Raw genomic sequence first — 26,115 nt, 5'->3', positions numbered from 1 at the left:
ATGATGAAATAAGGGCTTTCCTGATCGGTTTAGTTCAGTAACGCATCACGAATTGCTTCACCGACACCAGTAGCGGATTGCGGGTTCTGTCCTGTAATCAAAATACAGTCAACGATAACATTGCTCGTCCAGTCATCTGATGCCTGATGCAGAGCACCGCGTTCTTTCAATTTACTCTCTAGTAAAAATGGTACGGCATCGACCATACCTACCGCATGCTCTTCAGAATCCGTGAATGCTGCCACTTTTTTGCCAGCGACTAAATACGAGCCATCGCTCAGTGTGACATTCACTAGGGCGGCTGGTCCATGACATACCGCCGCGACCACTTGTCCCTGCTCGTACATTTCGCGAGTGATACTTTGAACGGCAGGGCTTTGTGGGAAATCCCACATAGTGCCGTGACCACCTACATACATAATGGCACTGTAGTCGCTCGAATTAACGTCAGATAACGCAGGACAACCCTTTAACTTTTCCTGAAATGTTTCATCATTCCAGTAGTGGGCATTGATAGAGTCTGTTAAATCCACACCATAAACAGGAGGAAGGCCACCTTGAATAGATGCAAATTCAGTCGCAATGTTAGCCTCTTCCAAAACATGCAGTGGGTGCGTTAATTCCGGTAAATAGAAACCGGAGTCTTCGTGTCCTTGCCCTAAATCTTTATGGCTGGTCAGAACAAAAAGGACGGGTTTGATTGAATGAGATGATACAGACATGGATAGCCTCTATAAAATGGGTTGGCGAGAAAATGGAATGTTGTGAGCACCTTACCTATTGAGCGGGATAGTAAGGTGCGCCTGGTCATAGATATTTATTAGCGGGCAACAGCGCTATACGGTAGATAGTCAGTATAGCCATGTTCATCACCACCATAGTAGAGCGACTGATCCGGCTCCGAGATAGGCCAGCCATGACGATAGCGTTCAATTAAGTCTGGATTAGCAATATAAGCCGCACCAAATGCAGCCAAATCAATAGTGTCATTGGTCAGCAGCTGATTGGCTTTGTCTAAATCCAACCCTCCCGCCAAAATCAATGTTCCGTTAAAAGTCTGGCGGAATTTTTCCAAAAATCCATCCGGCATTGCAGGTGCGCCGCGACTAGCCTGATCCATAATGTGAACGTAAGCGATACTCCGGTCATTGAGTTCGTGAGCCAGATGAAGAAAAGTCTCTTCTTCTCCTTCAAAATCACCCAGTTCGTGCAGTCGACCAAATGGTGAAAGCCGGATGCCAACGCGTTCTGCACCAACGCGTTCAATGCATGCATCAACGACTTCGAGAGCAAAACGTACACGATTCTCAACAGTTTCACTACCATACTCGTCTTGGCGATCATTGACCGCAGCGTTAATAAATTGTTCGATGAGATAGCCGTTTGCACCGTGAATTTCTACACCATCAAAGCCTGCCAGTACTGCATTTTCAGCAGCCTGGGCAAAGTCTGTGATGACTTCCTTTACTTCTTCTGTCGTTAGGCGATGTGGTTTGCTTGCGGGTACAAAACCAGCCTTTCCATTCGCATCATAGCCAAAGGCACTGCTATTTACCGCTTGCTTATCCGTTGAACTGACAGGGGAACCGCCCTCTTTTTGCAATGATGTATGGCTGATACGACCCACATGCCAAATTTGGGTAAATATAAGACTACCAAGATCATGTACGTGTGCCGTCACTTTGCTCCAGGCATCGATCTGAGTCTGATCCCAAATCCCAGGGCAATCAACGAATCCAGTTCCTTGCTGACTGATTGGTGTTCCTTCGGTAACAATAAGCCCGGCATCTGCTCTTTGACCATAATAACGAACCGTACTTTCATTTGGCACATTACCTGGTGCTCTGGCACGGGTCATCGGAGCAACAACCGCTCGGTTTTTCAGAGTTTTACCGTTCAAAACGTAATCATCAAAAAGCACTGCCATTCGACATTTCTCCTAAATTTTCAGAAGGGATAAAGTAACAGTGCCATGCTAGAGATTGGGTACTATAAATGGAATAGCGATTGATTTATGATGGATATAAATGAAATTTATATCAGAGGTGCGGTAACTGACTGACTTCCAGACAGAGAGCCCGAATCCACTGATGGGAAGGATCCCGATGGGAACGCTCATGCCACGCCATGCTTTTGGTAAAGCCGTTGACCTCTAAAGGTGTATCCATAATGACCAGGTTATCATGACGGCATGCTAAGCGCCTTGGCACGACGGCAATCATATCGGTGATCCTTAAAATTTCCGGCAAAACCAAAAAACTATTTACTGACAGCCCAACATGGCGTTTTATCTTCATCGCTGCCAGGGCATCGTCAGTTGGCCCCCAGAAACTGCCTTTATTAGAAACTAATATGTGTTCTAAAGAACAAAATTGCTCCAACGTTATCTTACCTGAGGCTGCTACCGGATGATCTGCGCTCATCATGCAAACATACTGTTCTTCATATAAAGCACGGCTGTGTAACTCCTCCGGCGTAGTTTGCGGAGTCACAAGAGCCAAATCAACGTCACCCTGTTCCATCTGCTGTGCAAGGTTGTCATTATTCACATTAATTACCGCCACCCTAACGCCAGGTGCCTGTTTCTTAAGCTCTGCCATCAAAGGGACAATAACGGCTTTGAGAGCATAATCTGTTGCCGCTATGGTGTATGTCATTTGTGTAGTCAAAGGATCAAAATGGACTGGTTGTAGCAGCAGGTTTATATCGGCCAAAACCCGTTTAATTGGATCTGCTAACGCTATCGCCCGCTCTGTCGGAACCATCCCACGCTGAGACCGCACAAAAAGTGGATCATCAAAATTATCTCGCAGACGAGTCAACATAGCGCTGACTGCTGGTTGAGTTAACATTAAACGTTGGGCTGCACGGGTGACGCTCCCTTCATCCATTAACGCATCGAATGCTTTAAGCAAATTCAGATCTAGATTTCGAATGTTATTATTCACTGAAGGTTGATACTCCTGCACTGCCGCTATCTTCACTTGTAAAATACTATGCTAACGCTTTTCTAGTTTATGTCCCAAGTCCCTTTAATGAAAACCTCATTGTTGAACAGCATTCAGATATAAGTCATATTTATAGCTCATATCTTTTTTTGTGATTGGAGTAATAAAGGGAAAAGACGGATGATCTTACCACCAAAGAAAATGTTCAAACATGAGGAATCCATTTTGAGTGACATCATCTGGCCGGAAGGCTTTGTTCCCGGTTTTACTGACAACTTCTGTTCGAATGAAGTAATTATCGCTGGTCTTTCGGCAAAAGATATCTGGCCCCTACTTAACACACCAGCATTATGGCCGACCTACTATGCTAACTCTGCAAATCCACGTTTTCACGACGACAAAGGCCCTAAGTTAGAAAATAATGTTCGTTTCTATTTCGAAACTTTCGGCTTCCCGGTTGAATCTCAATGTGTTGAACATGTTGCGCCGGTAGAAGGACAACCAGCACGTATAGCGTGGCATGGGTGGTCAGGTGAAGGTGACACACGTTTAGATGTACACCATGCATGGTTAATTGAAGATCTATCAGGTAACAGAGTTAGGATCCTGACTCAGGAAACCCAAAATGGTAATCCGGCCAAAGAACTGGCTGTGGCCAAACCTAATCCAATGATTAATGGTCATCAGGATTGGCTAGACGGTTTAGTTGATGCAGCACGAAAAACCAAGTAATGCTTGATATCTAATTGCACTAAATTAAGAAAGTCGTACTTAAGTTAGTTGAGAACGACTTTTCTAATTATATGGGGTGATTCAAGTGGGGTTATGCTTGTTATTTTCAGAAGCAGATTTTAAAAGTGGTGGACATTACTACGCCGCAAAGCGCGATGTTCATAAACTATGACATCGAAAAATGTCTACACTCCACTCGAAAGACTGACAGTCTGAAAGGATATGTGCTTAGATCCTTAGCTCATCTTCAAGGAGATGTGAGAGCTTAGAGAGCAAGCTATCGAGTTTTTCAATTTCTTCTGCGTCAAAATGTGCAAGTACTCTTCGGTTACTCTTTTGAACCTGAGCTACCACCGCTTCGATAGTTTGCTTACCTTTAGCAGTAAGCTTGACCAACTTAATTCTTCCATCGTCGGGAGAATCTACTCGCGAAATCATCTCGCACGACTCTAATCGGTGTAGCATTTTCGTCAAACCACCGGAGCTGACCAACATATATTGGCGCAATAAGGTTGGGCTAAGTACATATGGCTCTCCCATTCGCCTTAACGCGGTCAATATGCCGAAATCACCACCTTGCAGAGAATGCTCAGCGAGTACCTTAGCACGGACACCATCATGAATGGCAGAAATTCTGTCAATCAATGGGAAACTCTTCATCAAGGCACTATGTGCTTCTGGCCAGTTTTTTTCCATCAAACTCAAAAAGGTATCAAAGTTCACAGCCTGCATAATACATCCCCTAGATAAGTAACCACACAAATATACCTTTCCAGAAAGGTATTTTCAAACTATAATATCTTTCCAGAAAGATAAATTAAGACATAGGATCCTCTCCTCAAGGTATGTAAATGACTAAACAGAAGTTTGTGTTTTTAATGGCAATGATAATGGCGGCAGGACCGTTTGCTGTTGACGCGTATTTGCCGGGCATTCCCGATATGGCACTAGAACTGAATGTCGCCGGATCTACAGTAGCATCTACTGTCAGTTTTTATATTTTTGGTATGGCTCTCGGTCAGCTAATTGGTGGCCCTTTAGCCGATAGATTTGAAAAACGCTCCCTTATCATCATAGGGTTAGCTATTTTTTCTATATCCTGTCTGATTATTGCGTCCGTCAGTGACATCTACGTGATTAAGGCTATGCGCGTAATTCAAGCCATTGGGGCGGGCTTTGCCATAGTTTGTGTTGCCCCTCTAGTACGCCAAAGGGAACAGGGAAATGCTGCCGCAAAATTGTTTGGATTAATCGCTCTGATTTTTATCATCGCCCCAGCTATTGCTCCTAGTGTTGGCGCATTCATTTTACAGTTTGGTACTTGGCAGCATATATTCTATTTTATGGCAGCTTATGCGGTTTTCGTGATGATATTTGTCGCGCTCAGCCTACCGAAACAAGACGTGAAGCAAAAACCACAAGCTATCTCAGCACTGAAACGTTATAGCATCGTACTAAGAAACAAAACCGCAATGCGCTACCTAATTGTGCAGTCGTGCGGATACAGCGTGATGATGGTATTTGTGACAAATTCTTCATTCATCTATCAAAACCACTTTGGCCTAGCTCAACAAATCTTCGGCCTTGTATTTGCTCTGAATACCGTGTTTAACATCATCGTAAACCGATTTAACTCGTCTTTTCTTAACAAAGTACCAGTTCATAAGCTATTGAGAGTTGCCCTCTTAGTTCAGGCCTTTTTTGTCGTCTTACTGATCATTATGACCAAAATGGATGTAAACGTTGTGGTATTTGCCATAGGTATTATTGGCGCAGTAGGGATTTTAGGTGCCATTCAACCGAACACCAACGCTTTATTTATGAGTCAATATACGGAACATACAGGCTCTGCATCAGCGTTATTAGGCGCATGCCAATTTATTACTGCGGCTATCATGGGTGGCATTACTACTTGGTTGCACAACGATACATTGTGGCCGGTCGTGTTAGTCATGATAGTGTTAGTAACAGTGGCAAACTCTGTACTACCAAAAGCTGTACCTTAAGAAGGAAAAGAAGTAATCCCTTCGGATGGCTGACAAAAAAAGTATTTAAATAACTTCACCGATTCGAGCAGTTGTATCTGACTTAAAAGTGGCTCTGAGATGATGAATAAGGCCAATTTTGAGCCGTTACTGGTTCATACAAAAAACCAAAAATAAAACAAATTAAGTGTTCTGAGCAAAACAACTAAGATTCCCCCAAACTAATTGTGGTACTCAGAACACTTTCTCCTAGATACTGCCGAGAAGGCGAGCAAGATCCTACTCGCTTGAACCAATTCAGCGTTAAATGAAAAATACCACATAAAAACATATAACTAGCTGAATTTTCGATTTTGTTTAGCATCGTATGATGATAAATGTGATTACCCACCAGTATCGTAGTTGCTTTTAGCATTACTAAAATTAGGCCAATTTGCGACAAAAGAAATGCGTCTTAAACTATGAAGTAGCAAGGAAAGGGGCACAAATGATTCAGCTCAGATCAAGCTGAATCGAAGATGGACAAAACCTTGCTAGTCACTTTGATAAATTAGAAGTTTACAAATAACTCAGGTATTGAAAAGTCGCTGTCTGGTTTTCGTTGTACAGTTCAGTTGTAACTGAGTTCAATGATATGTGGTTAAAATGTTGGCATTATGATGCGCTTACACTAGAGGTTCTTTTAAATGCTAAAAACGCGAAGAAAACAAAATTTACTGGAGGGAAAAACGCAAAGATCAATGAGAAAATGGCACCTAGCTTTCCTTTGTTAACTTTACTTTTTCCTAAACGATAACCGACGATTACATTAAATAACAGGTACAGCAAGAACAATGGAATTATGATGAAAGAGATCGGAAACATAGTTGCCTCTTAAATTAATAAATTATCATTACTCAATCTAGAGCATATTAATTACAATCACAATATAAAAATTTAACAATAAAGTCACACAAAAATGCAAAGCGAGACAATCTCGATATGAGTCGTTCGATATTTGAATCTAGAAACCTATTTTTCATCCAACCTTCGTTGTGTTGCGCAAACTCACTTCGGGGCACTTTTGACTTACCAAGTGCCAACTGTGAACAGATCGGCCTGACACGCCCTTTGGTGGATTTTTCACCAAAATCTCAAGTTGTGGTAAGTTGTGGTAAATCGTTTACCACAACTTACCAAAAGCAATTTTGGGGTAGACTCGTGTCAGCCGATACTGTTCTGACATGTGATCACCAATCGATTCTGTGCTGACAAAATGTCGGCTTTAGCGTCAGCTAGCTTGATACTGTGTAAAAGTTTAGTTGAGCGAAGCCGCTACACGGTGTGAAGAGCAATTATATAGCCACACCTACTCTTAGCTAATCAACCCCGAATTTACCTACGGCAATAAATCCCGAACGTCACAATCGAGTACGCTTGCTATCTGATATGCCTTCTCAAGGGTGATGTTTACCTCACCTCGTTCAATACGTCCCATATAGCTTCTATCTATGTCTGCAGATAGTGCTAGCTTATCTTGTGATATCCCTTTACTTTTTCGAATTCTACGTAAATTTGCACCAAACTTTTCTGCTAAGTCTTTCATTATAAACGCTGTTTAAAATGAAAGACTATCCTGTATTGCGGTATATATAACCACGGATTATAATCCGCATTTTTTAGAGATAAACCTGAAACCCCATGAACAAAACATTAACACTCAACGAATATATTCATATCCTACTTGTAGATAAGAACTTAAACGGGGTATCTGTTACGAGTTTGAGGGATGAGCTACTTAAGCTAACGCATAACTACGGTAATGCTCCCAAAGCCAGAAAATTTGTATATCGACAATTACTACAATTAGAAAAACAAGGTTTACTCAGTACAACAGGGACTGGAAGAGGAAAAATCTACCATAAGACTGACCGTTTTCATGAATTGCAACTGGTTCTAGAGTCCGAGAATAATGTACGTACCAAAACATTCCAACGCCGAGTGTTAGAAGATAGTGTTTTGGATGAATTGGTGCACGAGAAGGCTCGCTGCTCTGCTGAGCTTGAGTTTGCGGTAGCGGGAATTGATGAATACCGTAATCTCGCAAAGAAGCTACCGACTTTTGAGTCAGAGCTACTAGCTAAATCTGAATTAGCTCGAGAGCGCTCCGTACAATATACAGTCAAACTAGAGGCATTAATCTATGCGATTGAACTTAACCAAAACGGAGCCGCTAAATGCTAAGGGCATGGCAAAGAGAATCCGTACAGACCGCATTGCAAAAATACCGAACCGGAGAAAGTCATTTTCAAGTTCAGGCGACACCAGGGGCGGGCAAAACGGTCATGGCGGCTGAAGTTGCTAAGCAGCTTCTTGATGCTAATGAGATAGACTTAGTGCTTTGCTTTTCTCCTTCGACAGCCATCGCTCAAGGTATAAAAAGTACATTTGCATGGAAATTAAACTGTGCTTTTAGCGGTGGGCTTGGCGATCTAGGTGCGTCTTTCACTTATCAATCAATGAAATATCTACCAGATAGCTTTTGGTGTACGTTAAAAAAATACCGTGTTCTGGCTGTTTTTGATGAAATTCATCATTGCTCAGGTGATGAAGTGCAACAGGCTAATGTCTGGGGGGAACAAATTCTTACTAAAATACAAGGCATAGCGAAATATACATTAGGCTTATCCGGAACTCCTTGGCGTTCTGATTTAATGCCTATCACTTTAGCTGAGTACGTTGGAGCAGACGGATACATCAAGTGTGATTACAAATATAGTCTAAAGCAAGCTATTAAAGACCGTGTTTGTCGGGCACCCAGGATTGTGCTGGTTGATAATGAGCATCTTTGTGTTTCTGAAGGTACAGACTCAAAAAGCTTCTCTTCAATCCATGAACTTTTAAGTCAGACTTCGACATCTTATCAAAGCATCTTGAACAACAGAGATGCGATTCTCTATCTATTGGGATTGGCCTGTCAGAAACTAAAAGAGATAAGAGCTGAAAGCCGTAAGGCAGGTGGCATTGTTGTTGCTTCTTCTGTTAGCCATGCCATTCAGATACAGAGCCTTTTATCTGAAGTCTTTAAACAAAGCACACTCATTGTGACTTATTATCACGACAACCCTTTGGGAACTATTGAACAATTTCGAAATGGCGACACCCAATGGATTATCAGTGTAGGTATGATCAGTGAAGGTACCGATATTCCTCGCTTACAAGTTTGTTGTCATCTTAGCTCTATCAAAACTGAGCTCTACTTCCGACAAGTACTTGGGAGAGTGCTACGGGTTAACGATGCTAAAAATCAGGTAGCCTGGCTTTATACTTTTGCAGAAGAGAACTTAATAGCGTTCGCAGAGCAAGTAGAAAAAGACATACCAAACACTTGCTTGTTTATTAAGGCCAGTGAGAATAGAGCTCAAGAACTTAGTTTTTCTGAAAACAAAAATGACACAAAGGGCAGGTCTTTTGGACAAGCAAAAGATAAACCAACGCTTCTCTGGCAAGGAAGTGCAGAACCAAAGAATTTAGATACTACACAAGGCTTATTACCCAGTTACAATGAATTAAAGCTAGGGAAGTTCAAAGAAAGGATAATCGCAGCGTTTCTATGAAATCCATTTTGCCGTACTACCCATCTCAGGCTCAAGATCACTGATTATGTTTTGTTTGCATTAGGGTGAATAGTAAGTGCATCATTGAGTTAACAAGCGCACAAATTCCACCACACCAGTCGTGCGAATCGCATTGGACAGAAGCAGATTAGAACTATTGCCCTAAGCTGCTAGCTTTAAATAAGTTGAGTTAGAGCAAAACTAATTACTTTTAGTTCTATACAAAATGATCATAAGGAATTTATGTCATTGACATTATTTATGTCAGCTAACATTCCGCTCTATTGGTGTCATTTGAATCCATTGCTCAATCAAATAACGAGCAATCGTATCCTCGTTAGGTAACTTACAACCATCTTCACGTTCAGAAAATCGTACCAGCTCATCACGAGAGAACCAATCCGCTGTGTCTAGCTCATCCTTATCAACATTGATTTGATCTGTCGTCGCATGAGCAGTAAATCCAAGCATCAAACTAGATGGAAACAGCCATGGCTGAGAAGCGACATAGTGAACATCGTCAACCCTAATACCTGACTCTTCAAACACCTCACGTTGTACGGCTTGCTCAAGAGTCTCACATTGATCGACATACCCTGCTAGGCAGGTATAAACATCATTTGCCCTGTGTTTATGTCTGCCCAACAAGACCCGCTCAATTCCATCTTCAAATTGCTTAGTAACCAGCATAATGACCACAGGATCGGTTCTAGGGAAGGTTTGGTGGTTGCATCCAGAGCAAACCAGTGCGTTTCCAGCCTCAATAGAGCCCGTAGGATGGCCACAACGCCCACAGAAGCGATTGTTCCTGTGCCAATGACATAACCCTCGGCTAAGCATCAAAGCAGACGCGGTATCGTTATCTAGGCGTGAGGCGACTTGCCTTAACTCACTGAATTGCCCCAACTCTAACAATTGATCTTCAACCTTCTTCATGTCTGTCACATCAATAGCGTATAGCGGGTGGCTAGAATAGCCAAGAAAGACCATTGTGGAACTTTCTAACGAAAAAGAAACGATTTGCTTATAATTTAAGATGATCGGTTGATATGTATTTCCGTACACTAAATTCTTATCTTCACAAAGTATAAGAAAGCCAGCTTCCAGCATTTGCTTCTTAGTCCAAGCACTGTCCTTCCGTTGAGTAGAGCATCTATCGAGTGTCATCTTTGTAAATTTAAGCATGGGTTACGTTCTTCTTCACTATCGTTATTATTTGGGGTTTCTGCATTACGCTCGATAGCATTGTCAATGTCAATCTCGAATCCTTCGATGAGTGAACTCATCATTTCAAGAATTTCGTTAGGTTTCACTCTTGATTCCTTTAGATCGGCAGCCATCGCACCAAGTCGCCCCTTAACGACAGTAACAGCTGATTTCAACGCTACTGCCTTGTAAACTTTCTTTACTTCTGCCAAATCTCCAAAAGCGATATGTATATAAGTGTCAAGCGATTCTAACGCTTCATGACCTGTCCATTGTTGCAGCTGCATTTTGAATTGCTCGGTATTGAACAATGCTTTCTTAAACTCATCCGGAGTGTTGAAATCGTGCAGAACGATGAGATCCTTCATGCGCTCAGTCACGAATGCATGGCGGATCAGGTGTGCAAAAAAACCATCTTCAATACCTGATCCACGTTTGTAGTTGTTGAAGATTGTGCTGATGGTATCGGATTTAAGAATCGTGCCATTATTAACATCGATAAAGACAAACCCGTGATCTTCAAATAAAGGTTTTTTTACTTTTTCGCCTTTTGCTAAACGGTCTTTTGTGTGACGAATTGCGCGCTTAATTACCTTTTTTCTGCACTTTTGGATATAGTCTTTCAGGTTAAATAAGTACGTAACTGTCACAGGAACAAGGCGTGTCGTCTCACCACCCTGCTTTTTAAGCGTAGTGAATTCCAACCCAACGGTATCACCTTCAAACCTACCTTCCTTTACCTTATTTAACGCGGCTCTGACATGTTTTAATTGCAGCAAAACCGCCTCAGTGCGTCTAGCCCCGGTTTGCTCGTAGGTCTCGTAGAGCATCAGGTCACGCTCTCTGACATCCGGGCTTTCTTTTTTATAAATTTGTTCTTTTATCGCAGCAGCGGCTTTGTGCGACAGAGGTAGGCGTCGATTCTTAGAGTCGGGCTTCGGAAATGAATTATGCCAGTAGTATGTTACCGTTTCTGTCTTACCATCTTTCAGTTTTTTTTCTTTCGTCTTTTTTATTATCTGAATAGCATGAAATTCTTCTTCGCCAATCAAGGTTCCGTCGTCATGAAAGCTAGCAACACTCATTAGAAATTCAATGCATCTCTTACCAATGTCGATAACCGTATTCGCGCTCTTTATCCGGTCGCCTTTCTCATCGAGTTCAGCTTCTAGTCCTCGAATAAATAATTCGAATCGACTATCTGTTAAAGCAGTGAACGCCAACCCGTTGTTATAACAGTAACGGATTAGGGGAGATATTTGTTGAGCATAGGTTTTAAGGGTTCCGCCATCAACCTTCCTCGAATAACCACGGTTATAGTACCCTAACATATACATATTGGCTTCTGTGCACGGAACGCCGTCAGGGTATCGTAAAAAAGGGATACGTGATGCCTCCTTTATGCGAAGATTTTTTGTAATCGGATTGTAAGAGCCCCACATCTTGAAGTCATCATCGAGCACTTTGTAAAGTTGCTTATGATTCATCAGACCGCCCCTCAGACATAGACCTCAAAAGAGCCTGGTTGTTGATAAAACTGGTTTTCGCACTGATGGCTTTACGTTCCTCGAGCCAATCGGCTTGTAGTTGACTGTTTCCGGATGTTTTAACATAGTTAGCTGTTGTATTCATGAGGTTAGATAACAGAGCAATCATCATCAGATTGTGCTGCTCTACAATAGCAAGATCTTCTTCTAATTCACTCACAAGTCTTTGTAACTCTCCTTTTGTTCTTCGGCCAGGCTTAAGTTCTTTATCTTTATCTTGCTCCTTATCCAATTGATTTTTTGCACTTTGCCTGAGAAAGTTGAGCTTATCATAGCCACCTTTTTCCGCTGGCACCTCTGACATATCACTAAGCACCTCATCAGCGTTCGTTTTTTGTGTGTTCAAAGCGCAGGGTGTGATGCCCCTACTGATATTTTCATACCTAGCCAGCCCTCCTTGACTATTTAGGGCTTTCAGCAGTAATTCATCCTCTGCAAAGTCTGCAGGAGTGGTGATGACTTCAAGTAGAAACATGAATAATGACTGAACAGATTGCTGATTTTGTTCATTTTTGGTCATTAAACCTCCTCCGTAACACGCAAGATTATTTTGTAGTCGGTAATGACATGGCCGTCTGCATCCATCACAGTAAAAAATTCCGGCTGTAAATCTATGGTGCCTTCCAGAAGGAGCCTAGAAATATCCGCCTCAAAATCAATTATTTCTTGCTCAAACTGCTCTCGAATCCTCTCTAGTGGAGGGGTAAATTGAGCCTCATCTTCATCATAGTGGGCATAGTCAGACAAAACCTCACGGAATCCTCGAAGTTTCAGGTAATCCACACCATATCGTCGTCTCAATATTGGTAGTAATTTCTCAATATTTTGGACGTGTCCGCTCGTTAACCCCTCACGAATACTTCGTGCCTTAATACCCACTAGAACTTCTCCCTGAAGTCCTTCGGTTACATAGTGATACAAGTGCTCAGAGTCTGTATGGCAGAGGAAATAACGAAGAGTGTCCAAGCTGGCAGCGCCCCGCAACCAGAAAAACACCATGGCGAAGAAGCGTCTCAGCTGATGTTGTCGAATGTAGTATCGACGCACATCGTTTTCAGCATATTCCACCGTCGGCAATTCAAAATAATCACAAAAGCTGTCTAGGTTTCTGCTGTAGCCTTGCTTTTGTATGCCCAGTGCAACAGCGCGCTGGCGATCAATTCGAGTAAACAAAGTCTTTTTTTTTTGTTGTAATTAATTTATCCGCAAACAGTTTTTTATTGAATTCTTCGAGTTTGTATATGAATACAGCCACACTTCGAAGTATCGGTCTTGAAACCGTCTCGCGAAGCTCTTCTTCACCGCCAACACCGGACTTTCTATTGTCAAAAATCAGCTCAAACTCTACATCTTTAGAAGATTCCAAATTTGGATTAACCCCCGATGGCAATAAGCATTCTTTCGGCGGCAACTCTATCAACTCACTCACTCGCCTAGCCATGGTTGCTCCGATAATTACCTGAATGCACCCACTGAGCACATTGAACAAATCCAACAATCCCCAGTTCTGGCGGCGCAATTCAAATCGATCTGGGTCACGATTGTCGATACACCATTGGCAGACACCTAATTCGACCAATTCGGGTGAAACGTATTCCAGGAATCCTCCGGATTTGTAGATGCTTAATGGGCTTCTTCTATTACTATCTTTAAGCTTTTTATTATTTTTAGGCACGTGCTTCAAGAACTGATGCATCGAATCCAAGATGACATCAGCGTACTGATAGCAAAATTCAAATGCATTTCGAATAGCTGTAAATACAATATCAGTGGGGAGTGTAGTGTAACGGCCTACGTTGCGTACAATTACCTGTTCATTAATGCTCTTTACTGTGATGTCATCGAAAGCACCGTCAGGGCACAGGCTTGCATCGGCAGTATCGATGGACGCTAATCCCCTAAATGCAGTCAGCATTTGACTTAGGGCATTTAGACCTACCCCATCCTTTACATAATCGGAAATAGGCACGCGGAAGAATTCTGCAGAATCTTCTTCAGGAGTTATCGCTAAGGATCTTAACCGTGATAGCCGCCAATCGTTAACATTAAGGGTTTTGTGTTTGAATAGAATATCTCTGAAATAATTTGAATTTGGCGTGGAATACATATATTTTCTATTTCTAGGTTTATTCCCGTATGCCCAATTACTATATAAAAAACAACAGGCTCTAATTCTTTGATCTTTTGTCAATAGGAGCTCATTTTCTTCGACATCGATATTTCTTGTTATATGAGGATATTGCTCAGCGAAAGCGGCAGCGGCTTCATCAGACACTGTCTCGATTTTTTTTAGAAGATAGCCGCGAACTTTTTCGTGATAACGACGGAGTTTATGCCCCGTACCTTCGACGTACTCTGCCATCAGCTCCTGAATAAAATCGCTATTGACTACTAACATATGTCTCTGGGCTAGATTGAGTTCATCAGCGCGGGCCAATATCCCATCAATGAGTAGTAACCTATTTTTTAACTGAATATAAGTGGTTTCTGCTTTTAGTAATTTCCCTCCATTTACATACGGATTCCCCGCCTGAACTAGCCAATGCTTGAGGGTGTTCAGCAACGGTCTGTGCCTAATTGACACTAACAAATTACCATCATTCAACGGCACGTGAAAATCAATTGTGAGTGCGTTCTGGCCCACTTTGATCTGCCATACGTCATGCTCAAATTTGGTGCCATGAACAAACCAACTCGGATTCAGCTCATCATAGCCAAATACCTCACACACTGGCGCTGCCGCCGCTGTTGTAAACGCATCTATTTCGTTCAATGACATGCTGGCGACCAACTGATTAAATGCCTCAAATTCAACCTGAGTGAAATTACCCATGTGTTTTTCACCACTTAACACCTGTTTTTTCAGCTCCGTATTATCAACGACTAACCTTACGGGCATAGAATGTTCCCCCTAATCAACTCAGGGTCTAATGGGTTCTTTATTGCAGTAAGGTACATATCTCGAATTTCATTCGAAATCTTCTCCGCACTACCCACATAGTTGCCCCTGCGATTTTCAAGTGATTTTGCAATATGTGAAATCACAAACTTAGCGGTCTCGTACCACTCTCGAGCAAACTCCTTCAGTGTTGCGCCCTCCGGGGCATTATCAACGATAGTTATTAATGACATGAACAACTGTAGCAGAGATGTTGATACCAAAATGACACCATCATCAATTGCGCATAGTTCGTCAATTGTAAGGTCTTTCGCTTTCTCTTTACCGGTGCGAATGTGCCGAGGCAAATTACCCAGACGATGATTTACCAAGAACTCTTCCAGTTCATTTGGTTGAAGTTCAATAGCATCAAAGAGGTAAGGTGAATCCTTCATAGCCTCGTACACAATCGCGTTCTGGAACTGACGGATCCAACGGTTAGTAAAATAGCTCCATAACGGTTTTGGCAGGTAATGGTTGATCAAGGCAGGAACATATTTTTCGTGCCCCAGAGCCTCCGCCATCGCGTGGACGCTATTAGTTTCGAAATACACACGAACACCAACAGCCCCTCTCATACGGGCATAAGTTACATGGTTAGCAATACAAGTCGCCTGCTTTGCCGTTCGATACACTGATGGCTCGACCAATAGACTTTTTAGTTGGTCAGTGAGCTTACATTTTGGATTTATTGTTTTTGCTTTGCATTGTATGCCGTCAGCCGAAATGATCATTTTTCGAAACATTTTATTCGACTCCTTTTTCAACTGTTCTCGTAGTTGTTTCGTGAGTTCCAGATATTCATCTATCAGTTTCTTCGACTCGGCAGTCAGGATTACCTCCTGCTGTGCTAGTGATTTTCCTTTGCGCTCTTTTTTACTTACCGCAATCCACGCACCACTGGACTCGCGGTAGCCATAAAAGTTTCCCTTGGCATCGTACAGGTCCCATCGCACAAGCCAGGAGGTGGTAATGCAAGGGTGTATTTCAATGAGCAGATAACAAAATGCCTGTGTTAGGGTTATCGTAGGTAGTGAAATTAGATGTGTTAAATCTGTAACTTTCCCCATATGTAGCCAATTATCGTAATCAGGCTTTGGGTATCGGAAACCATAATGCATGAAGCTAGCACAAAAATTTTCGGGGCTTTTCATTTCAACAGGGACAGGAAAGCCTGTTAAACTTTCTTCCGGCCTGACTTTTCCCTTCTTGGCAAGCGCTCTGAAATTATTTAGTTTTTTTTGCCCCTCTCTCCAAAGCTCACGACAGTTAACTGTAACGTGCTCAATATCTAGCCTAATGGATTCAAAAATCTGCTTTTTCGCTTTAGAGTCGGCGTAGCTCAGCGGGATGGGAGCAACGAGTTTGTGATTAAACACATTACCATTATTATCAGATCGCTCTTTTGTCCTTGCCGTCACCTGCTTTCCAGTGGTTTTGAAAGCGGGAGCCAACAATTCAAGTCGCGGCCGTCCGACAATCCCCCCCTCAACAAACACCTCTTTAAAAACTCTAACTCCAGATCGCCATTTTTGATGGAATACCTTAAGGCAATTACCTGACTGCACAGCGTCATTGAGGCAGAGTTTGTAAATACAACTTATCGTTTTATGGATGTTTTTTGATGACATCACATCGAAAAAAGTCGTGTCATCACTGGCAACAACGGTGAGTTTTGCAATGATTAGGTTTATAGCCTTCAAAATAGTTTTGAGAGTTTCGGTGGCCTCTTTTATTGCACAGCGTTTTACTGACCCATGTATGTGTGAAATAAGCTCTTCACTATAAGTGAGATAGATAGTCGTTAGGTTCAAAAACAGAGAGTCGCGTTGCTTGCTCTCAACAAACCAGCCCTGATAGAAGCATCGGGTCTTGTTATCAACATTAAATTCCATCTGGTAGTAATTAATGGCAAGTCTCGCGTCGTCCGTTACTTTTGTATTTGAAATGCCGAGTTGTAGGTTGGTTCGAGGAAGTCTCTTTACCTGTGATGTCAGATGGTATTTTAGACTTATGCTGATGTTGAGTTCAGTATAAATAAATCCCACAAATCCCTTAAGTACATGCTCGGTGAGTTCCCGATCATTGGTGTGGAGGAAGCGAAATTTTGTTGAGGTGATGTCAAGAAAGGCGTTAAAAGGTAAGGCCAAAGGCGACCTGTAATCACGACGCGAAGGTGCATTGACAGAGTTGAACCAATCAATTAATGATGGCTCCAAATGATGTCTTGGGTAGTTTACAAGATGTATAGGATTTATCATGTCGCCTCGAACACAAATCAACAGCACTGTATTAATACCCAGTATTGTTCACTATTGACAGTTGTCAATTATATTGGCGACATAAATTAATGTAATTCTTGGCGGGAGCCTTTTAGTAACCAAAGTTAGTGAGAAAATGACAATATATTGTTGATTGGGGAAACGTGCATATCCCCGTGAAGAACTTCTTCACCGGTACTAAGCATTGCAATTTTCACAACTGACTCCTCACCATGAGCACATTTCTAATTTTGTATGCTGTACTCATATCATGTTCTATTTATTGAATTAGTTTTACCTGCACTGGTGTTAACTATACACAAATCCGCTCGAATTGCATGGTTCAAACTGGGTAACCGGAACAAAAGAAGCCACCACGACAGAGCTTGAGGGTGATGAAAAAGGACACGTGCCGACGCTCTAATCACGTTGATAATGTGAGCCGATCACCTCAAGGTGCAAGCTAGTGTAATGAAATCATTTTGATATAAATTAACATCAAGTATTTAAATGGTTTTTTATTTAAGGGATAATTTGAGTTAGATCATCAAATCAATTACTCGGAGACCTTTGTGTCAAAATCATCCATATTCAAGAAGACTCTAGCAGGACTCGGCTTTGTAACAACAACCGTTGCAAATGCAAGCCAATACGATATGGCCAGACATTCGGAGTTTTCGTACGCCCCTGATTGCCTGTCCGGCTACTGCGCAACGACCAATCTATACACCTTTGAAGCTCAAAACCGCAGTCTGGCTTTTGAACAGGATAATGATGATTCTTTAAATCTTGACGCTGGTCTTCAACCCAAACATCTTATCGTTCCTCAAGATAAAGACTGGGATTACCTCATGGGCCAAACGTACACCATTCTTGGCTTGAGTGTTGCGACTGTCGGTTTGATGACCTTCCTTCCAGAAAGTATCACTAAGTGGGATGAAGAAGACCGTGATATGAGTAAGCTGGGTCAGAAATGGAAAGACAATGTCTCTGATGGTCCGGTTTGGGACCGAGATGAGCATGTTCTCAACTATATTATGCACCCTTATTTTGGTGGTGTTTACTATACCGCGGCCCGCCACTCTGGTTATAACGAATTTGAATCGTTCTTGTATTCCGCTACGATGTCAGCGTTCTTCTGGGAGTATGGTGTGGAAGCTTTTGCTGAAGTGCCTTCTTGGCAAGACCTTTTCATTACGCCGTTTTTTGGTGCTGTCGTTGGTGAGATGATGGTAACCGCTGAGCAAGATATCCTGGCAAATGGTGGTGAAGTATTGGGTTCAGAAACGGTGGGTGATATATCACTTTTCTTCCTAAACCCAGTTGGTCATGTCCACTACTGGGTCACCGACGCATGGGGTGGCAGTGCCGAACTTCAATTTAGTTCATCCCCTTGGTTTGGTAATCAGGATGTAGCCAAGTTTGCGATGAACGCAGGTGCCAGTTACGACAGCCAGTTCTATGGTATGGAATTAAAAGTCACGTTCTAATCTGACGTAAACCAATAAAGCAGCCGACTGGCTGCTTTTTTGTGGTTCAAACACAGTTTTAAATATTCGCGTCAAGAATTAGCCCAAAAAATTGACCTTCATCAAACATATCCCCCACCTAACACCTACACTGAATAAAAGGATTTATTCCAATAACTTAAGCGCTACGTAATCCCGTGCCGCGTCCAAACCTTTTTCCAGGAGGGGACCATATGAACACTGTGTTTATCGTTAATTTTGCTGGTCAAGCATCACCTGCGACCATCAAGGAACTTGCTGCCATCACTCATGAAAATGGAGGTAAATGGTTAATCAGTAAAGTTAACTTTATTGAAGACCAAGTGGCGGGGGTGATTAAAATTGAATTACCAAAAGAAAAAGCCGATATCGTTAAAGACGCATTTTCCGCATGTCAGACATTAGTGGTTAAATTCGTCGATTCCGAACCTTACTCGCATAGTGCTGACACGATCTTCCAGCTCAGACTCGACGCCAACGACAGAGCTGGCATCGTAAATGAGATAACCCATATTCTTGATGATCAAGGCATCTCGATTTTAGATATGGACTGTCAACGTGTCTTTATTGCTGGAGGTGGCGGCGTCAGCTCAAGCCTGTTCAGTGCAAAAATCGCGATTAAACTGCCAAGCGAAATGGAAATTGAAGATGTAGCGAATGAGCTAGAAGCGCTGAGTGAGGATACTCGAGTTATCATAGAAGACTAGGGTCTATTGACCTGCCCCGCCTCTTATAAAAAAGAGCAGCCTCAGCTGCTCTTTTGCATTGATATAGTACAGAAAGCCAGAACGCTTATTTCACTGACCATTGAGATAGTGAACGTTTAAAATCTGAATAATCAAACTCGTTCAGCTTTTGAATCTCGCCGTTTGAACGCTCACAGTAAACAGAAGGCATACGCAAACCGTTAAACCAGTTTAGTTTCACCATGGTGTAGCCTGCACTATCTAAAATGTGTAGACGTTGGCCAATTTCTAGCGGCTGTTCAAAATTCGCCACACAGAATTGGTCACCCGCTAGGCATGAGCATGAACCGATCACGTATTCGTGCTCGCCATTCTCAGACGCTTCTAGAATCGATGCTGGCTCGTTGTAAATCAGCGTATCTAAACGGTGTGCCTCAGTTGCAGAGTCAACAATCGCAGTTTTCTTAACGTTCTCTACGATATCAACCACAGTCACAACCAGATCCGTGGTCTTAGTAATGATCGCTTCACCAGGCTCTAAGTACATTTGTACGCCGTGTTTCTCAGAGAAGGCTTTCAGCGCAAGACCAAGCTTTTCAATATCGTAACCAGGCCACGTGAAGAATACACCACCGCCCATGCTTACCCAGTCAAGCTTGTTTAGGTACTCACCAAACTGTTCTGAAATCGCATCCAGTAACCCAATAAACGCATCTACGTCTTTGTTCTCACAGTTCATGTGGAACATCACGCCATCAATACCGTCAAATACTTCTGAATTGATGTGATCCGCTTGTACACCAAGGCGAGAGAATTGACGTGCAGGGTTCGCTAAGTCTTGACCTGCATAGCTCACGCCTGGATTCAAGCGCAGACCAATTGACGCTTTACCTTCAACGATATGACGGTAAGCAGCAAGCTGAGATTGAGAGTTAAAGATCATCTTGTCACAGATGTCAGCAACCTCACGTACGTCGTCTTCACTGTAACCCACACTGTAAGCGTGCGTTTCACCACCAAACGTTTCATGACCAAGCTTCACTTCAAACGGGCCAGAACTTGTTGTTCCGTCTAAGTAAGGCTTGATGATGTCGAAAACACCCCAAGTTGAGAAACACTTCAGTGCAAGAACCAGCTTCACACCTGAGATTTCTTTCAGCTGTTTCGCTTTCTCTAGGTTTTCTACCAGCTTGTCTTCATTGATCATGAAGTACGGGGTTTTTAGTTCGTTGTGTTGCATTGTAATACCTTGAGTCCCCTCGCCTAAACGAAGGCACTATAAAATCGAACAAAGCCGACGCATTCGCATCGGCTTAGATTTAAGTTAATTCCAGGTTTGCTACGAGCTTAAATAGTTACTTTTTAAGTTCGTGGATAACTGGAAGTCCCTGACCTGCTTCAAGCTCTTGAACATGCCAATCCAGACCGATAGAAGGCATGGTTTCCAGGAACGGATCTGGGTTTAGCTGTTCCATATTGAACACACCTTTATCCGCCCACTCGCCACGGAAGAATTGCAGTGCCGCTGTGATCGCTGGAACACCTGTGGTGTAAGAGATCGCCTGGTGCTCTACGTCTTCGTATGCCACTTCGTGGTCAGCATTGTTGTAGATGAAGACACTGCGCTCTTTACCGTCTTTCTTACCTTGAACCCAAGTACCGATACAAGTTAGACCGGTGTAGCCTGGTGCAAGAGAAGTTGGATCTGGTAGTAGCGCTTTCAATACGTGCAGAGGCTGTACTACTGTACCATCGTGCAGCGTTAGTGGGTCTGGGCTCAATAGGCCGATATCACGCATTACATTGAAGTAGTTTAGGTAACGGTCACCGAAACCCATCCAGAATTCAATGCGTTTTGCAGGGATGAATTCCTTCATTGAACGAACTTCATCGTGCGCCATTGAGTACACTTTGTGTGAACCACAGTTAGGGAATTCAAACTCAAGCATACGAGAGTGACAAGGCACTTGTTTCCACTCGCCATTTTCCCAGTAGAAAGAGTCGCCTTGGATCTCTAGCATGTTGGTTTCTGGGTCGAAGTTTGTCGCAAACTTCTTACCGTGGTCACCAGCGTTTACGTCCATTACGTCGATAGTATCGATTTCATCGAACAGATGCTTAACTGCGTACGCTGCAAATACCGATACTACGCCTGGATCGAAACCAGCACCTAGGATACCTGTGATGCCCGCTTCTTCGAACTTCTCACGGTAACCCCACTGCCAATCATAAGCCTGAGGTACTTGCTGACCTTCAGAACACAGGTCAACTGCTACTGATGTATCCAGGTATGACACTTTCGCTTGGTAACATGCTTCCATGATTGGCATGTTTACCCATGGAGGACCAGCGTTGATAACAAGATCAGGCTTAACTTCTTTAATAAGAGCAACAAGAGAATCTACGTCGTCAGCATTAACTGCTCTAGCTTCTAATTTCTTAGTTGAATCTTTCAGGTTATTTTTCTTCTGAATAGATTCGATGATTTTCTCACACTTACCTACGGTACGTGATGCGATTGTGATATCACCCAGAACGTCGTTGTTTTGTGCTGCTTTGTGTGCAACTACCCAGCCAACGCCGCCTGCACCAATCTGTAGAATTGCCATAGTTTTCCGTTACCTTTGTTAAACTAGCTCAACTGCTAGCATATGGATTTTTGAGAGCAAAGATTCAAAGTCCGCCGTCGTTAGACACGGGTTCAAAATCGTAAATTTAAGTGCGGTTTTACCGTCAACAATGGTTTCACCCAGTACTGCGGTTCCGCGAGTCAGCGCCTCTAAACGCAACGCTTTATTTAGTTCATCAAGATCTGCGGATTCATGTGTCGCACGGAACAGAACCGTAGATAGTGATGGTTCCGCCAACAACTCAAAGTTGTCGTTATCGCGGATCATATCTGCTACTTCTAGCGTTTGATCAAGCAAATGGTCGTACATGTCGCCTAGAGCTTTTGGCCCTACGCTTTGCATTGTCATAAACACTTTTAAAGCATCAAAACGCTTAGTTGTTGCGATAGACTTATCTACCAAGTTTGGTAGTTCGTCGTGTTCGCGGTTCAAGTAATCTGCATGATGAAGCAGGAACTTGAAGTTTGACTTGTCATTAACAAGAAGCGCACCACAGCTGATTGTTTGGTAGAACAACTTGTGGAAGTCAACGCTGATAGACTGCGCACGCTCAACACCTTTTAGGCGAGCTTTTTGGCTGCTAAGAATCAAAGCACCGCCGTATGCGCCGTCGACATGCATCCACAGTTCATGTTTTTCAGCCATGTCTGCAATGAAGTCTAGATCATCAATCGCGCCGTGATCGGTTGTACCAGCTGTACCAACGATCGCAAATGGGATTAAACCTTCCGCTTTTGCCTGAGTCAGCACCTCATCCAGTTTGTTCACATCCATCGTGCCGTCTGGATTAGCATCAACAGTCATGACTGCTTTTTCGCCAAGTCCCATCCAAGACGCTGATTTTTGAACCGTGAAGTGTGATTTCTTCGAACACACAATTCTCAGTTTGTCGGCGTACTCAGGAAGACCTAGCTTCTGAATAGAGTGACCGCTTAGTTTGTCTGCGATCCAGTCTCGCGCCAGCATCAAGCCCATTTGGTTACTTTGAGTGCCGCCGCTAGTGAAAATACCGTCAGCTTGCTCGCCTAGCTCGTATTTGTCGCAAAGCCAGTTCACCACTTTTTGCTCAACGTAAGTCGCAGAAGACGCTTGATCCCAAGAGTCCATAGACTGGTTCAGAGCTGCAATCATCGCTTCAGCCGCAATCGCAGGCATGAGCGGTGGCGTGTGTAAATGCGCAATACAATCAGGGTGCTGTGTAAAGATCGCATTCTTTGCAACAAGCTCTGCAGCGTCGTCAATCACTGATTTAAGAGGCGCATTTTTGTTGTCTAGGTCGACAGCATTGATCGCTTCTTCTAACGCTTTAGGGTCCATACCTGAATATGGTGCACTTACTTGTTCGAATACAGACTTCATAGCTGCAGTCGTGTGGTTCATCACTGATGCAAACTCAGTGCTACCTAATTCACCAGTGTGAACGAAGTGCTTTTTCCACTCTTCCTGTGGTGAAGCTTCAACATGGCTACCGCCAGCAGCAATGATGGCTTCTTCAAGCACACGCAGAGCAAAGTCGATTTGCTCAAATGAAATGATCAGTGGTGGAAGGAAACGAATTACAGAGCCTTCACGGCCACCCTTCTCTACCATCAAGCCACGCTCTAGCGCCGCACGTTGAATCGCAAGCGTCAGCTGACCATCAGCCACAGGCTCACCGAACTTGTTCAATTCGCCATTAGGGTTCTTAATTTCAACGCCCAGCATCAAACCTTTGCCGCGAACTTCTGCGATACAGTTAACGCGCTTCTGAATGCCTTCCAGACCAAAACGAAGGTATTGGCCAGCAATGTTTGCATGCTCGACAAGGTTGTCACGTTGAATAATTTCTAGCGCTTTCGCACCACTAACCATTGCAAGCTGGTTACCACGGAACGTACCCGTGTGCTCGCCCGGATTCCAGGTATCGTGCTGCTTGTTGATAACAAGAAGCGACATCGGCATACCACCACCGATCGCTTTCGACAAACACAACACGTCTGGAACGATTCCGGCTTCTTCGAAAGCAAAGTTGTAGCCAGATTTACCAACACCACATTGAATTTCGTCGAAGATCAACAGAATGCCGTGTTCATCACAGATACGGCGAAGCTCACGCAGCCAGAATGCTGGTGCAGGGATAACACCACCCTCACCTTGTACTGGTTCAACGATGATTGCCGCCGGCTTCATAATGCCTGCTTCGTCATCATTTAGAAGACGCTCGATGTAACGAATACTCGCTTTCGCACCTTCATCGCCACCAAGTCCAAACGGGCAACGTAAGTTGTATGGGAAAGGCATAAAATGTACGTCTGACATCAGACCTGTACGACGAGCCTTAGTACCTAAGTTACCCATCATGCCCATCGTACCGTTAGTCATACCATGGTAAGCACCACGGAATGCGAACATAGTGTTACGGCCAGTCGTCTGTTTCGCCAGTTTGATCGCCGCTTCAACTGCATCGGCACCAGATGGTCCACAGAACTGAATCACACAATTATCACCCAGCTCTTGAGGAAGAAAAGACTTCACAGACTGAATGAAATGCGTTTTCGCCGAGGTAGCAATATCAAGCGTCTGATAAGGCAGGCCAGAATCTAGCTGATCTTTCAATGCTTGATTGATTTCTGGGTGGTTATAACCCAGTGCCAAAGTACCCGCACCCGCAAGGCAATCCAAAAAGATTTGACCTCGAGTATCTTCTACTAAACAGCCATAAGCCTGTTTAATAGCAATCGGCAAGCGACGAGGATAAGAGCGAACCGCTGATTCGTGCTCAGCCTGATCAAGTAACACTTGGTCTGGAGTTAAGTCGTACGTTCCCTCAACAACTGGAACCTGTGATGAAAAAATGTTTGCGATATTGTTATCGACTTCAAAGGCAGTGGTCATACTAGGTAATCCCTTGAATTATATTAGTTCTTCATCCTGTTTTAATTATCATTAGAAAAAAGTTACAGGAGAAATAAGTAAACCTCCGCATTTGTCATGGCTGAGATGACAAACACAGATAATCCTGTCACGACATTCGTGACTTCTATATGCGCTGGGACGTAATCAAGGTTCCGTAATGCACCCGTTTTGTAAAACAGGACATTTCGGCAGTATGAAGCTGATTAGTGTGTGTTTATTCAAAGGTTGCAATGTTGGGTTTCCCATTAATATGCTGCACTTACAGCATTAGTATCCCGTCTATCAACAAAAGGCTTTGCCGATACCTACCCTACGTAGTGTCACAATCAGCTTGAATGTTCACTACGCGTATCCCCCAGAGAACCAAAGGCGTAAATTACGCTCCGAGATTGCGCGCGAATTTATCACAAAATAAAATCTCATGGCAATGATTTTTCATCATTGATTTATTGATCTCGGACGCAATTGTATTTTTCCAATGGCGGCAGAACTTGTAACCTTAGCCTATATAAGGTAATCGCGACGCACAACAGATACGCATAACAAGCTGAAAATACGAATAAATTAGACCGTGAATAACACTGAACGATGTGATCAGAAAGTACGGCTGGGAAGCGAAATATGTGAGAGTTCCTAGAAACTGCTATTTTCTAGGGAGAGAAACGAAAAAACCCAGCATAATAATGCTGGGTTTTCGTATTTTGGAGCGACACACGAGGTTCGAACTCGTGACCTCAACCTTGGCAAGGTTGCGCTCTACCAACTGAGCTAGTGTCGCATGAGATGGTGCCCCGGGCCGGACTTGAACCGGCACAGCGCGAACGCCGAGGGATTTTAAATCCCTTGTGTCTACCAATTCCACCACCAGGGCACACAAATATACTTTGTGATGCCTTTACAGAAAAGTAAAACACCATCTGATACCGCTTAACGCCATATCTTTAAATTTTTGGAGCGACACACGAGGTTCGAACTCGTGACCTCAACCTTGGCAAGGTTGCGCTCTACCAACTGAGCTAGTGTCGCATTTATTCTCGAAAGCCATTTCGCTCTCAAAAGAATAATGGAGGCGCCTCCCGGAGTCGAACCGAGGTCCACGGATTTGCAATCCGCTGCATAGCCACTCTGCCAAGGCGCCTCATTGCAAGAAAAGATAATCTTTTCTAACCACCCTTTTGAGCTG

General features: G+C 43.3%; 20 protein-coding genes and 4 tRNA genes. 6 read left to right on the top strand and 18 right to left on the bottom strand.

Annotated features, from left to right (window positions below):
* Positions 1-29 precede the first annotated feature (29 nt).
* The 3 genes from V1U08_RS17750 to V1U08_RS17740 all read right to left on the bottom strand — a co-directional run bounded on the left by V1U08_RS17750 (position 30) and on the right by V1U08_RS17740 (position 2,948).
* Complete coding sequence (locus V1U08_RS17750; protein WP_330471132.1) at positions 30-722, bottom strand: type 1 glutamine amidotransferase domain-containing protein; 693 nt, start codon at positions 720-722, stop codon at positions 30-32.
* A gap of 98 nt (positions 723-820) precedes the next feature.
* On the bottom strand, positions 821-1,927 hold the full coding sequence (locus tag V1U08_RS17745) for an alkene reductase (RefSeq protein WP_330471131.1): 1,107 nt from the start codon (positions 1,925-1,927) through the stop codon (positions 821-823).
* A gap of 112 nt (positions 1,928-2,039) precedes the next feature.
* On the bottom strand, positions 2,040-2,948 hold the full coding sequence (locus V1U08_RS17740; RefSeq protein WP_330471130.1) for a LysR family transcriptional regulator: 909 nt from the start codon (positions 2,946-2,948) through the stop codon (positions 2,040-2,042).
* 180 nt (positions 2,949-3,128) lie between these two features.
* Between V1U08_RS17740 and V1U08_RS17735 the strand changes: the two genes are divergently transcribed.
* Positions 3,129-3,680 carry an SRPBCC domain-containing protein gene (locus V1U08_RS17735; protein WP_330471129.1) on the top strand — a complete coding sequence of 184 codons (552 nt, stop codon included), beginning with the start codon at positions 3,129-3,131 and terminating at the stop codon, positions 3,678-3,680.
* Positions 3,681-3,908: 228 nt separating this feature from the next.
* On the opposite strand, the gene V1U08_RS17730 is transcribed toward V1U08_RS17735, so the two are convergent.
* Positions 3,909-4,412 (bottom strand): MarR family winged helix-turn-helix transcriptional regulator, encoded by a 504-nt coding sequence (locus V1U08_RS17730; protein ID WP_330471128.1) that lies wholly within the window; start codon positions 4,410-4,412, stop codon positions 3,909-3,911.
* 119 nt (positions 4,413-4,531) lie between these two features.
* Here V1U08_RS17730 and V1U08_RS17725 point away from each other — a divergent pair, with 119 nt between their 5' ends.
* Positions 4,532-5,686 (top strand): multidrug effflux MFS transporter, encoded by a 1,155-nt coding sequence (locus V1U08_RS17725; RefSeq protein WP_330471127.1) that lies wholly within the window; start codon positions 4,532-4,534, stop codon positions 5,684-5,686.
* A gap of 1,357 nt (positions 5,687-7,043) precedes the next feature.
* On the opposite strand, the gene V1U08_RS17720 is transcribed toward V1U08_RS17725, so the two are convergent.
* Positions 7,044-7,250 carry a helix-turn-helix domain-containing protein gene (locus tag V1U08_RS17720; protein ID WP_330471126.1) on the bottom strand — a complete coding sequence of 69 codons (207 nt, stop codon included), beginning with the start codon at positions 7,248-7,250 and terminating at the stop codon, positions 7,044-7,046.
* Positions 7,251-7,345: 95 nt separating this feature from the next.
* Here V1U08_RS17720 and V1U08_RS17715 point away from each other — a divergent pair, with 95 nt between their 5' ends.
* Both V1U08_RS17715 and V1U08_RS17710 read left to right on the top strand, forming a co-directional pair.
* Positions 7,346-7,888 carry a phage tail tape measure protein gene (locus V1U08_RS17715; RefSeq protein ID WP_330471125.1) on the top strand — a complete coding sequence of 181 codons (543 nt, stop codon included), beginning with the start codon at positions 7,346-7,348 and terminating at the stop codon, positions 7,886-7,888.
* The gene (locus tag V1U08_RS17710) at positions 7,882-9,261 is read left to right on the top strand and encodes a DEAD/DEAH box helicase (RefSeq protein ID WP_330471124.1); all 1,380 of its coding nucleotides are present in this window, start codon (positions 7,882-7,884) and stop codon (positions 9,259-9,261) included. The genes V1U08_RS17715 and V1U08_RS17710 overlap by 7 nt, the downstream gene beginning before the upstream one ends.
* Before the next feature lie 264 nt (positions 9,262-9,525).
* On the opposite strand, the gene nudC is transcribed toward V1U08_RS17710, so the two are convergent.
* Genes nudC through V1U08_RS17680 form a run of 6 tightly spaced genes read right to left on the bottom strand, consistent with a single transcriptional unit; the run spans position 9,526 to position 17,213 of the window.
* Positions 9,526-10,446, bottom strand: a complete 921-nt coding sequence (nudC, locus tag V1U08_RS17705; RefSeq protein WP_330471123.1) for an NAD(+) diphosphatase — start codon at positions 10,444-10,446, stop codon at positions 9,526-9,528.
* Positions 10,425-11,954: a hypothetical protein gene (locus V1U08_RS17700; protein WP_330471122.1), complete on the bottom strand. Its 1,530-nt coding sequence runs from the start codon at positions 11,952-11,954 to the stop codon at positions 10,425-10,427. The genes nudC and V1U08_RS17700 overlap by 22 nt, the downstream gene beginning before the upstream one ends.
* Positions 11,944-12,534 (bottom strand): hypothetical protein, encoded by a 591-nt coding sequence (locus V1U08_RS17695; protein ID WP_330471121.1) that lies wholly within the window; start codon positions 12,532-12,534, stop codon positions 11,944-11,946. The genes V1U08_RS17700 and V1U08_RS17695 overlap by 11 nt, the downstream gene beginning before the upstream one ends.
* Entirely contained in the window at positions 12,534-13,187 is a 654-nt protein-coding gene (locus tag V1U08_RS17690) for a hypothetical protein (protein WP_330471120.1), read from the bottom strand. The genes V1U08_RS17695 and V1U08_RS17690 overlap by 1 nt, the downstream gene beginning before the upstream one ends.
* On the bottom strand, positions 13,171-14,913 hold the full coding sequence (locus V1U08_RS17685; protein ID WP_330471119.1) for a hypothetical protein: 1,743 nt from the start codon (positions 14,911-14,913) through the stop codon (positions 13,171-13,173). The genes V1U08_RS17690 and V1U08_RS17685 overlap by 17 nt, the downstream gene beginning before the upstream one ends.
* Entirely contained in the window at positions 14,904-17,213 is a 2,310-nt protein-coding gene (locus V1U08_RS17680) for a hypothetical protein (RefSeq protein WP_330471118.1), read from the bottom strand. The genes V1U08_RS17685 and V1U08_RS17680 overlap by 10 nt, the downstream gene beginning before the upstream one ends.
* A gap of 587 nt (positions 17,214-17,800) precedes the next feature.
* Between V1U08_RS17680 and V1U08_RS17675 the strand changes: the two genes are divergently transcribed.
* Together V1U08_RS17675 and V1U08_RS17670 are read left to right on the top strand one after the other, a co-directional pair.
* Positions 17,801-18,703, top strand: a complete 903-nt coding sequence (locus tag V1U08_RS17675) for a DUF3943 domain-containing protein (RefSeq protein WP_024372913.1) — start codon at positions 17,801-17,803, stop codon at positions 18,701-18,703.
* 212 nt (positions 18,704-18,915) lie between these two features.
* Positions 18,916-19,428, top strand: coding sequence for a glycine cleavage system protein R (locus V1U08_RS17670; RefSeq protein ID WP_020335558.1), 513 nt, complete (start codon positions 18,916-18,918; stop codon positions 19,426-19,428).
* 85 nt (positions 19,429-19,513) lie between these two features.
* Here the strand turns inward: V1U08_RS17670 and nspC are convergent, their stop codons facing one another.
* The 7 genes from nspC to V1U08_RS17635 form a co-directional block, all read right to left on the bottom strand.
* Positions 19,514-20,647: a carboxynorspermidine decarboxylase gene (gene nspC, locus V1U08_RS17665; protein ID WP_014232391.1), complete on the bottom strand. Its 1,134-nt coding sequence runs from the start codon at positions 20,645-20,647 to the stop codon at positions 19,514-19,516.
* A 115-nt stretch (positions 20,648-20,762) separates the two neighbouring features.
* Positions 20,763-22,016 carry a carboxynorspermidine synthase gene (locus V1U08_RS17660; protein WP_014232392.1) on the bottom strand — a complete coding sequence of 418 codons (1,254 nt, stop codon included), beginning with the start codon at positions 22,014-22,016 and terminating at the stop codon, positions 20,763-20,765.
* A gap of 18 nt (positions 22,017-22,034) precedes the next feature.
* Positions 22,035-24,911 carry a pyridoxal phosphate-dependent class III aminotransferase gene (locus V1U08_RS17655; RefSeq protein ID WP_065302587.1) on the bottom strand — a complete coding sequence of 959 codons (2,877 nt, stop codon included), beginning with the start codon at positions 24,909-24,911 and terminating at the stop codon, positions 22,035-22,037.
* Positions 24,912-25,634: 723 nt separating this feature from the next.
* A tRNA-Gly gene (locus V1U08_RS17650) sits at positions 25,635-25,710 on the bottom strand.
* Positions 25,711-25,716: 6 nt separating this feature from the next.
* Positions 25,717-25,803, bottom strand: a tRNA-Leu gene (locus V1U08_RS17645).
* 79 nt (positions 25,804-25,882) lie between these two features.
* Positions 25,883-25,958 (bottom strand) — tRNA-Gly (locus tag V1U08_RS17640).
* A 38-nt stretch (positions 25,959-25,996) separates the two neighbouring features.
* Positions 25,997-26,070, bottom strand: a tRNA-Cys gene (locus tag V1U08_RS17635).
* Positions 26,071-26,115 lie beyond the last annotated feature (45 nt).

The sequence above is a fragment of the Vibrio sp. YYF0003 genome (assembly GCF_036350715.1).
Taxonomy (GTDB): Bacteria; Pseudomonadota; Gammaproteobacteria; order Enterobacterales; family Vibrionaceae; genus Vibrio; species Vibrio natriegens.
This window is presented reverse-complemented; position numbering and strand designations above follow the sequence as displayed.

Excerpts from the sequence above, each read along its gene's own strand:
- V1U08_RS17670 (WP_020335558.1), top strand. The coding sequence starts at position 18,916 with ATGAACACTGTGTTTATCGTTAATTTTGCTGGTCAAGCATCACCTGCG.
- V1U08_RS17750 (WP_330471132.1), bottom strand. The coding sequence starts at position 722 with ATGTCTGTATCATCTCATTCAATCAAACCCGTCCTTTTTGTTCTGACC.
- V1U08_RS17745 (WP_330471131.1), bottom strand. The coding sequence starts at position 1,927 with ATGGCAGTGCTTTTTGATGATTACGTTTTGAACGGTAAAACTCTGAAA.
- V1U08_RS17720 (WP_330471126.1), bottom strand. The coding sequence starts at position 7,250 with ATGAAAGACTTAGCAGAAAAGTTTGGTGCAAATTTACGTAGAATTCGA.
- nudC (WP_330471123.1), bottom strand. The coding sequence starts at position 10,446 with ATGCTTAAATTTACAAAGATGACACTCGATAGATGCTCTACTCAACGG.
- V1U08_RS17715 (WP_330471125.1), top strand. The coding sequence starts at position 7,346 with ATGAACAAAACATTAACACTCAACGAATATATTCATATCCTACTTGTA.
- V1U08_RS17730 (WP_330471128.1), bottom strand. The coding sequence starts at position 4,412 with ATGCAGGCTGTGAACTTTGATACCTTTTTGAGTTTGATGGAAAAAAAC.
- V1U08_RS17700 (WP_330471122.1), bottom strand. The coding sequence starts at position 11,954 with ATGAATCATAAGCAACTTTACAAAGTGCTCGATGATGACTTCAAGATG.
- V1U08_RS17660 (WP_014232392.1), bottom strand. The coding sequence starts at position 22,016 with ATGGCAATTCTACAGATTGGTGCAGGCGGCGTTGGCTGGGTAGTTGCA.
- V1U08_RS17725 (WP_330471127.1), top strand. The coding sequence starts at position 4,532 with ATGACTAAACAGAAGTTTGTGTTTTTAATGGCAATGATAATGGCGGCA.
- V1U08_RS17655 (WP_065302587.1), bottom strand. The coding sequence starts at position 24,911 with ATGACCACTGCCTTTGAAGTCGATAACAATATCGCAAACATTTTTTCA.
- V1U08_RS17710 (WP_330471124.1), top strand. The coding sequence starts at position 7,882 with ATGCTAAGGGCATGGCAAAGAGAATCCGTACAGACCGCATTGCAAAAA.
- V1U08_RS17685 (WP_330471119.1), bottom strand. The coding sequence starts at position 14,913 with ATGCCCGTAAGGTTAGTCGTTGATAATACGGAGCTGAAAAAACAGGTG.
- V1U08_RS17735 (WP_330471129.1), top strand. The coding sequence starts at position 3,129 with ATGATCTTACCACCAAAGAAAATGTTCAAACATGAGGAATCCATTTTG.
- V1U08_RS17695 (WP_330471121.1), bottom strand. The coding sequence starts at position 12,534 with ATGACCAAAAATGAACAAAATCAGCAATCTGTTCAGTCATTATTCATG.
- nspC (WP_014232391.1), bottom strand. The coding sequence starts at position 20,647 with ATGCAACACAACGAACTAAAAACCCCGTACTTCATGATCAATGAAGAC.
- V1U08_RS17680 (WP_330471118.1), bottom strand. The coding sequence starts at position 17,213 with ATGATAAATCCTATACATCTTGTAAACTACCCAAGACATCATTTGGAG.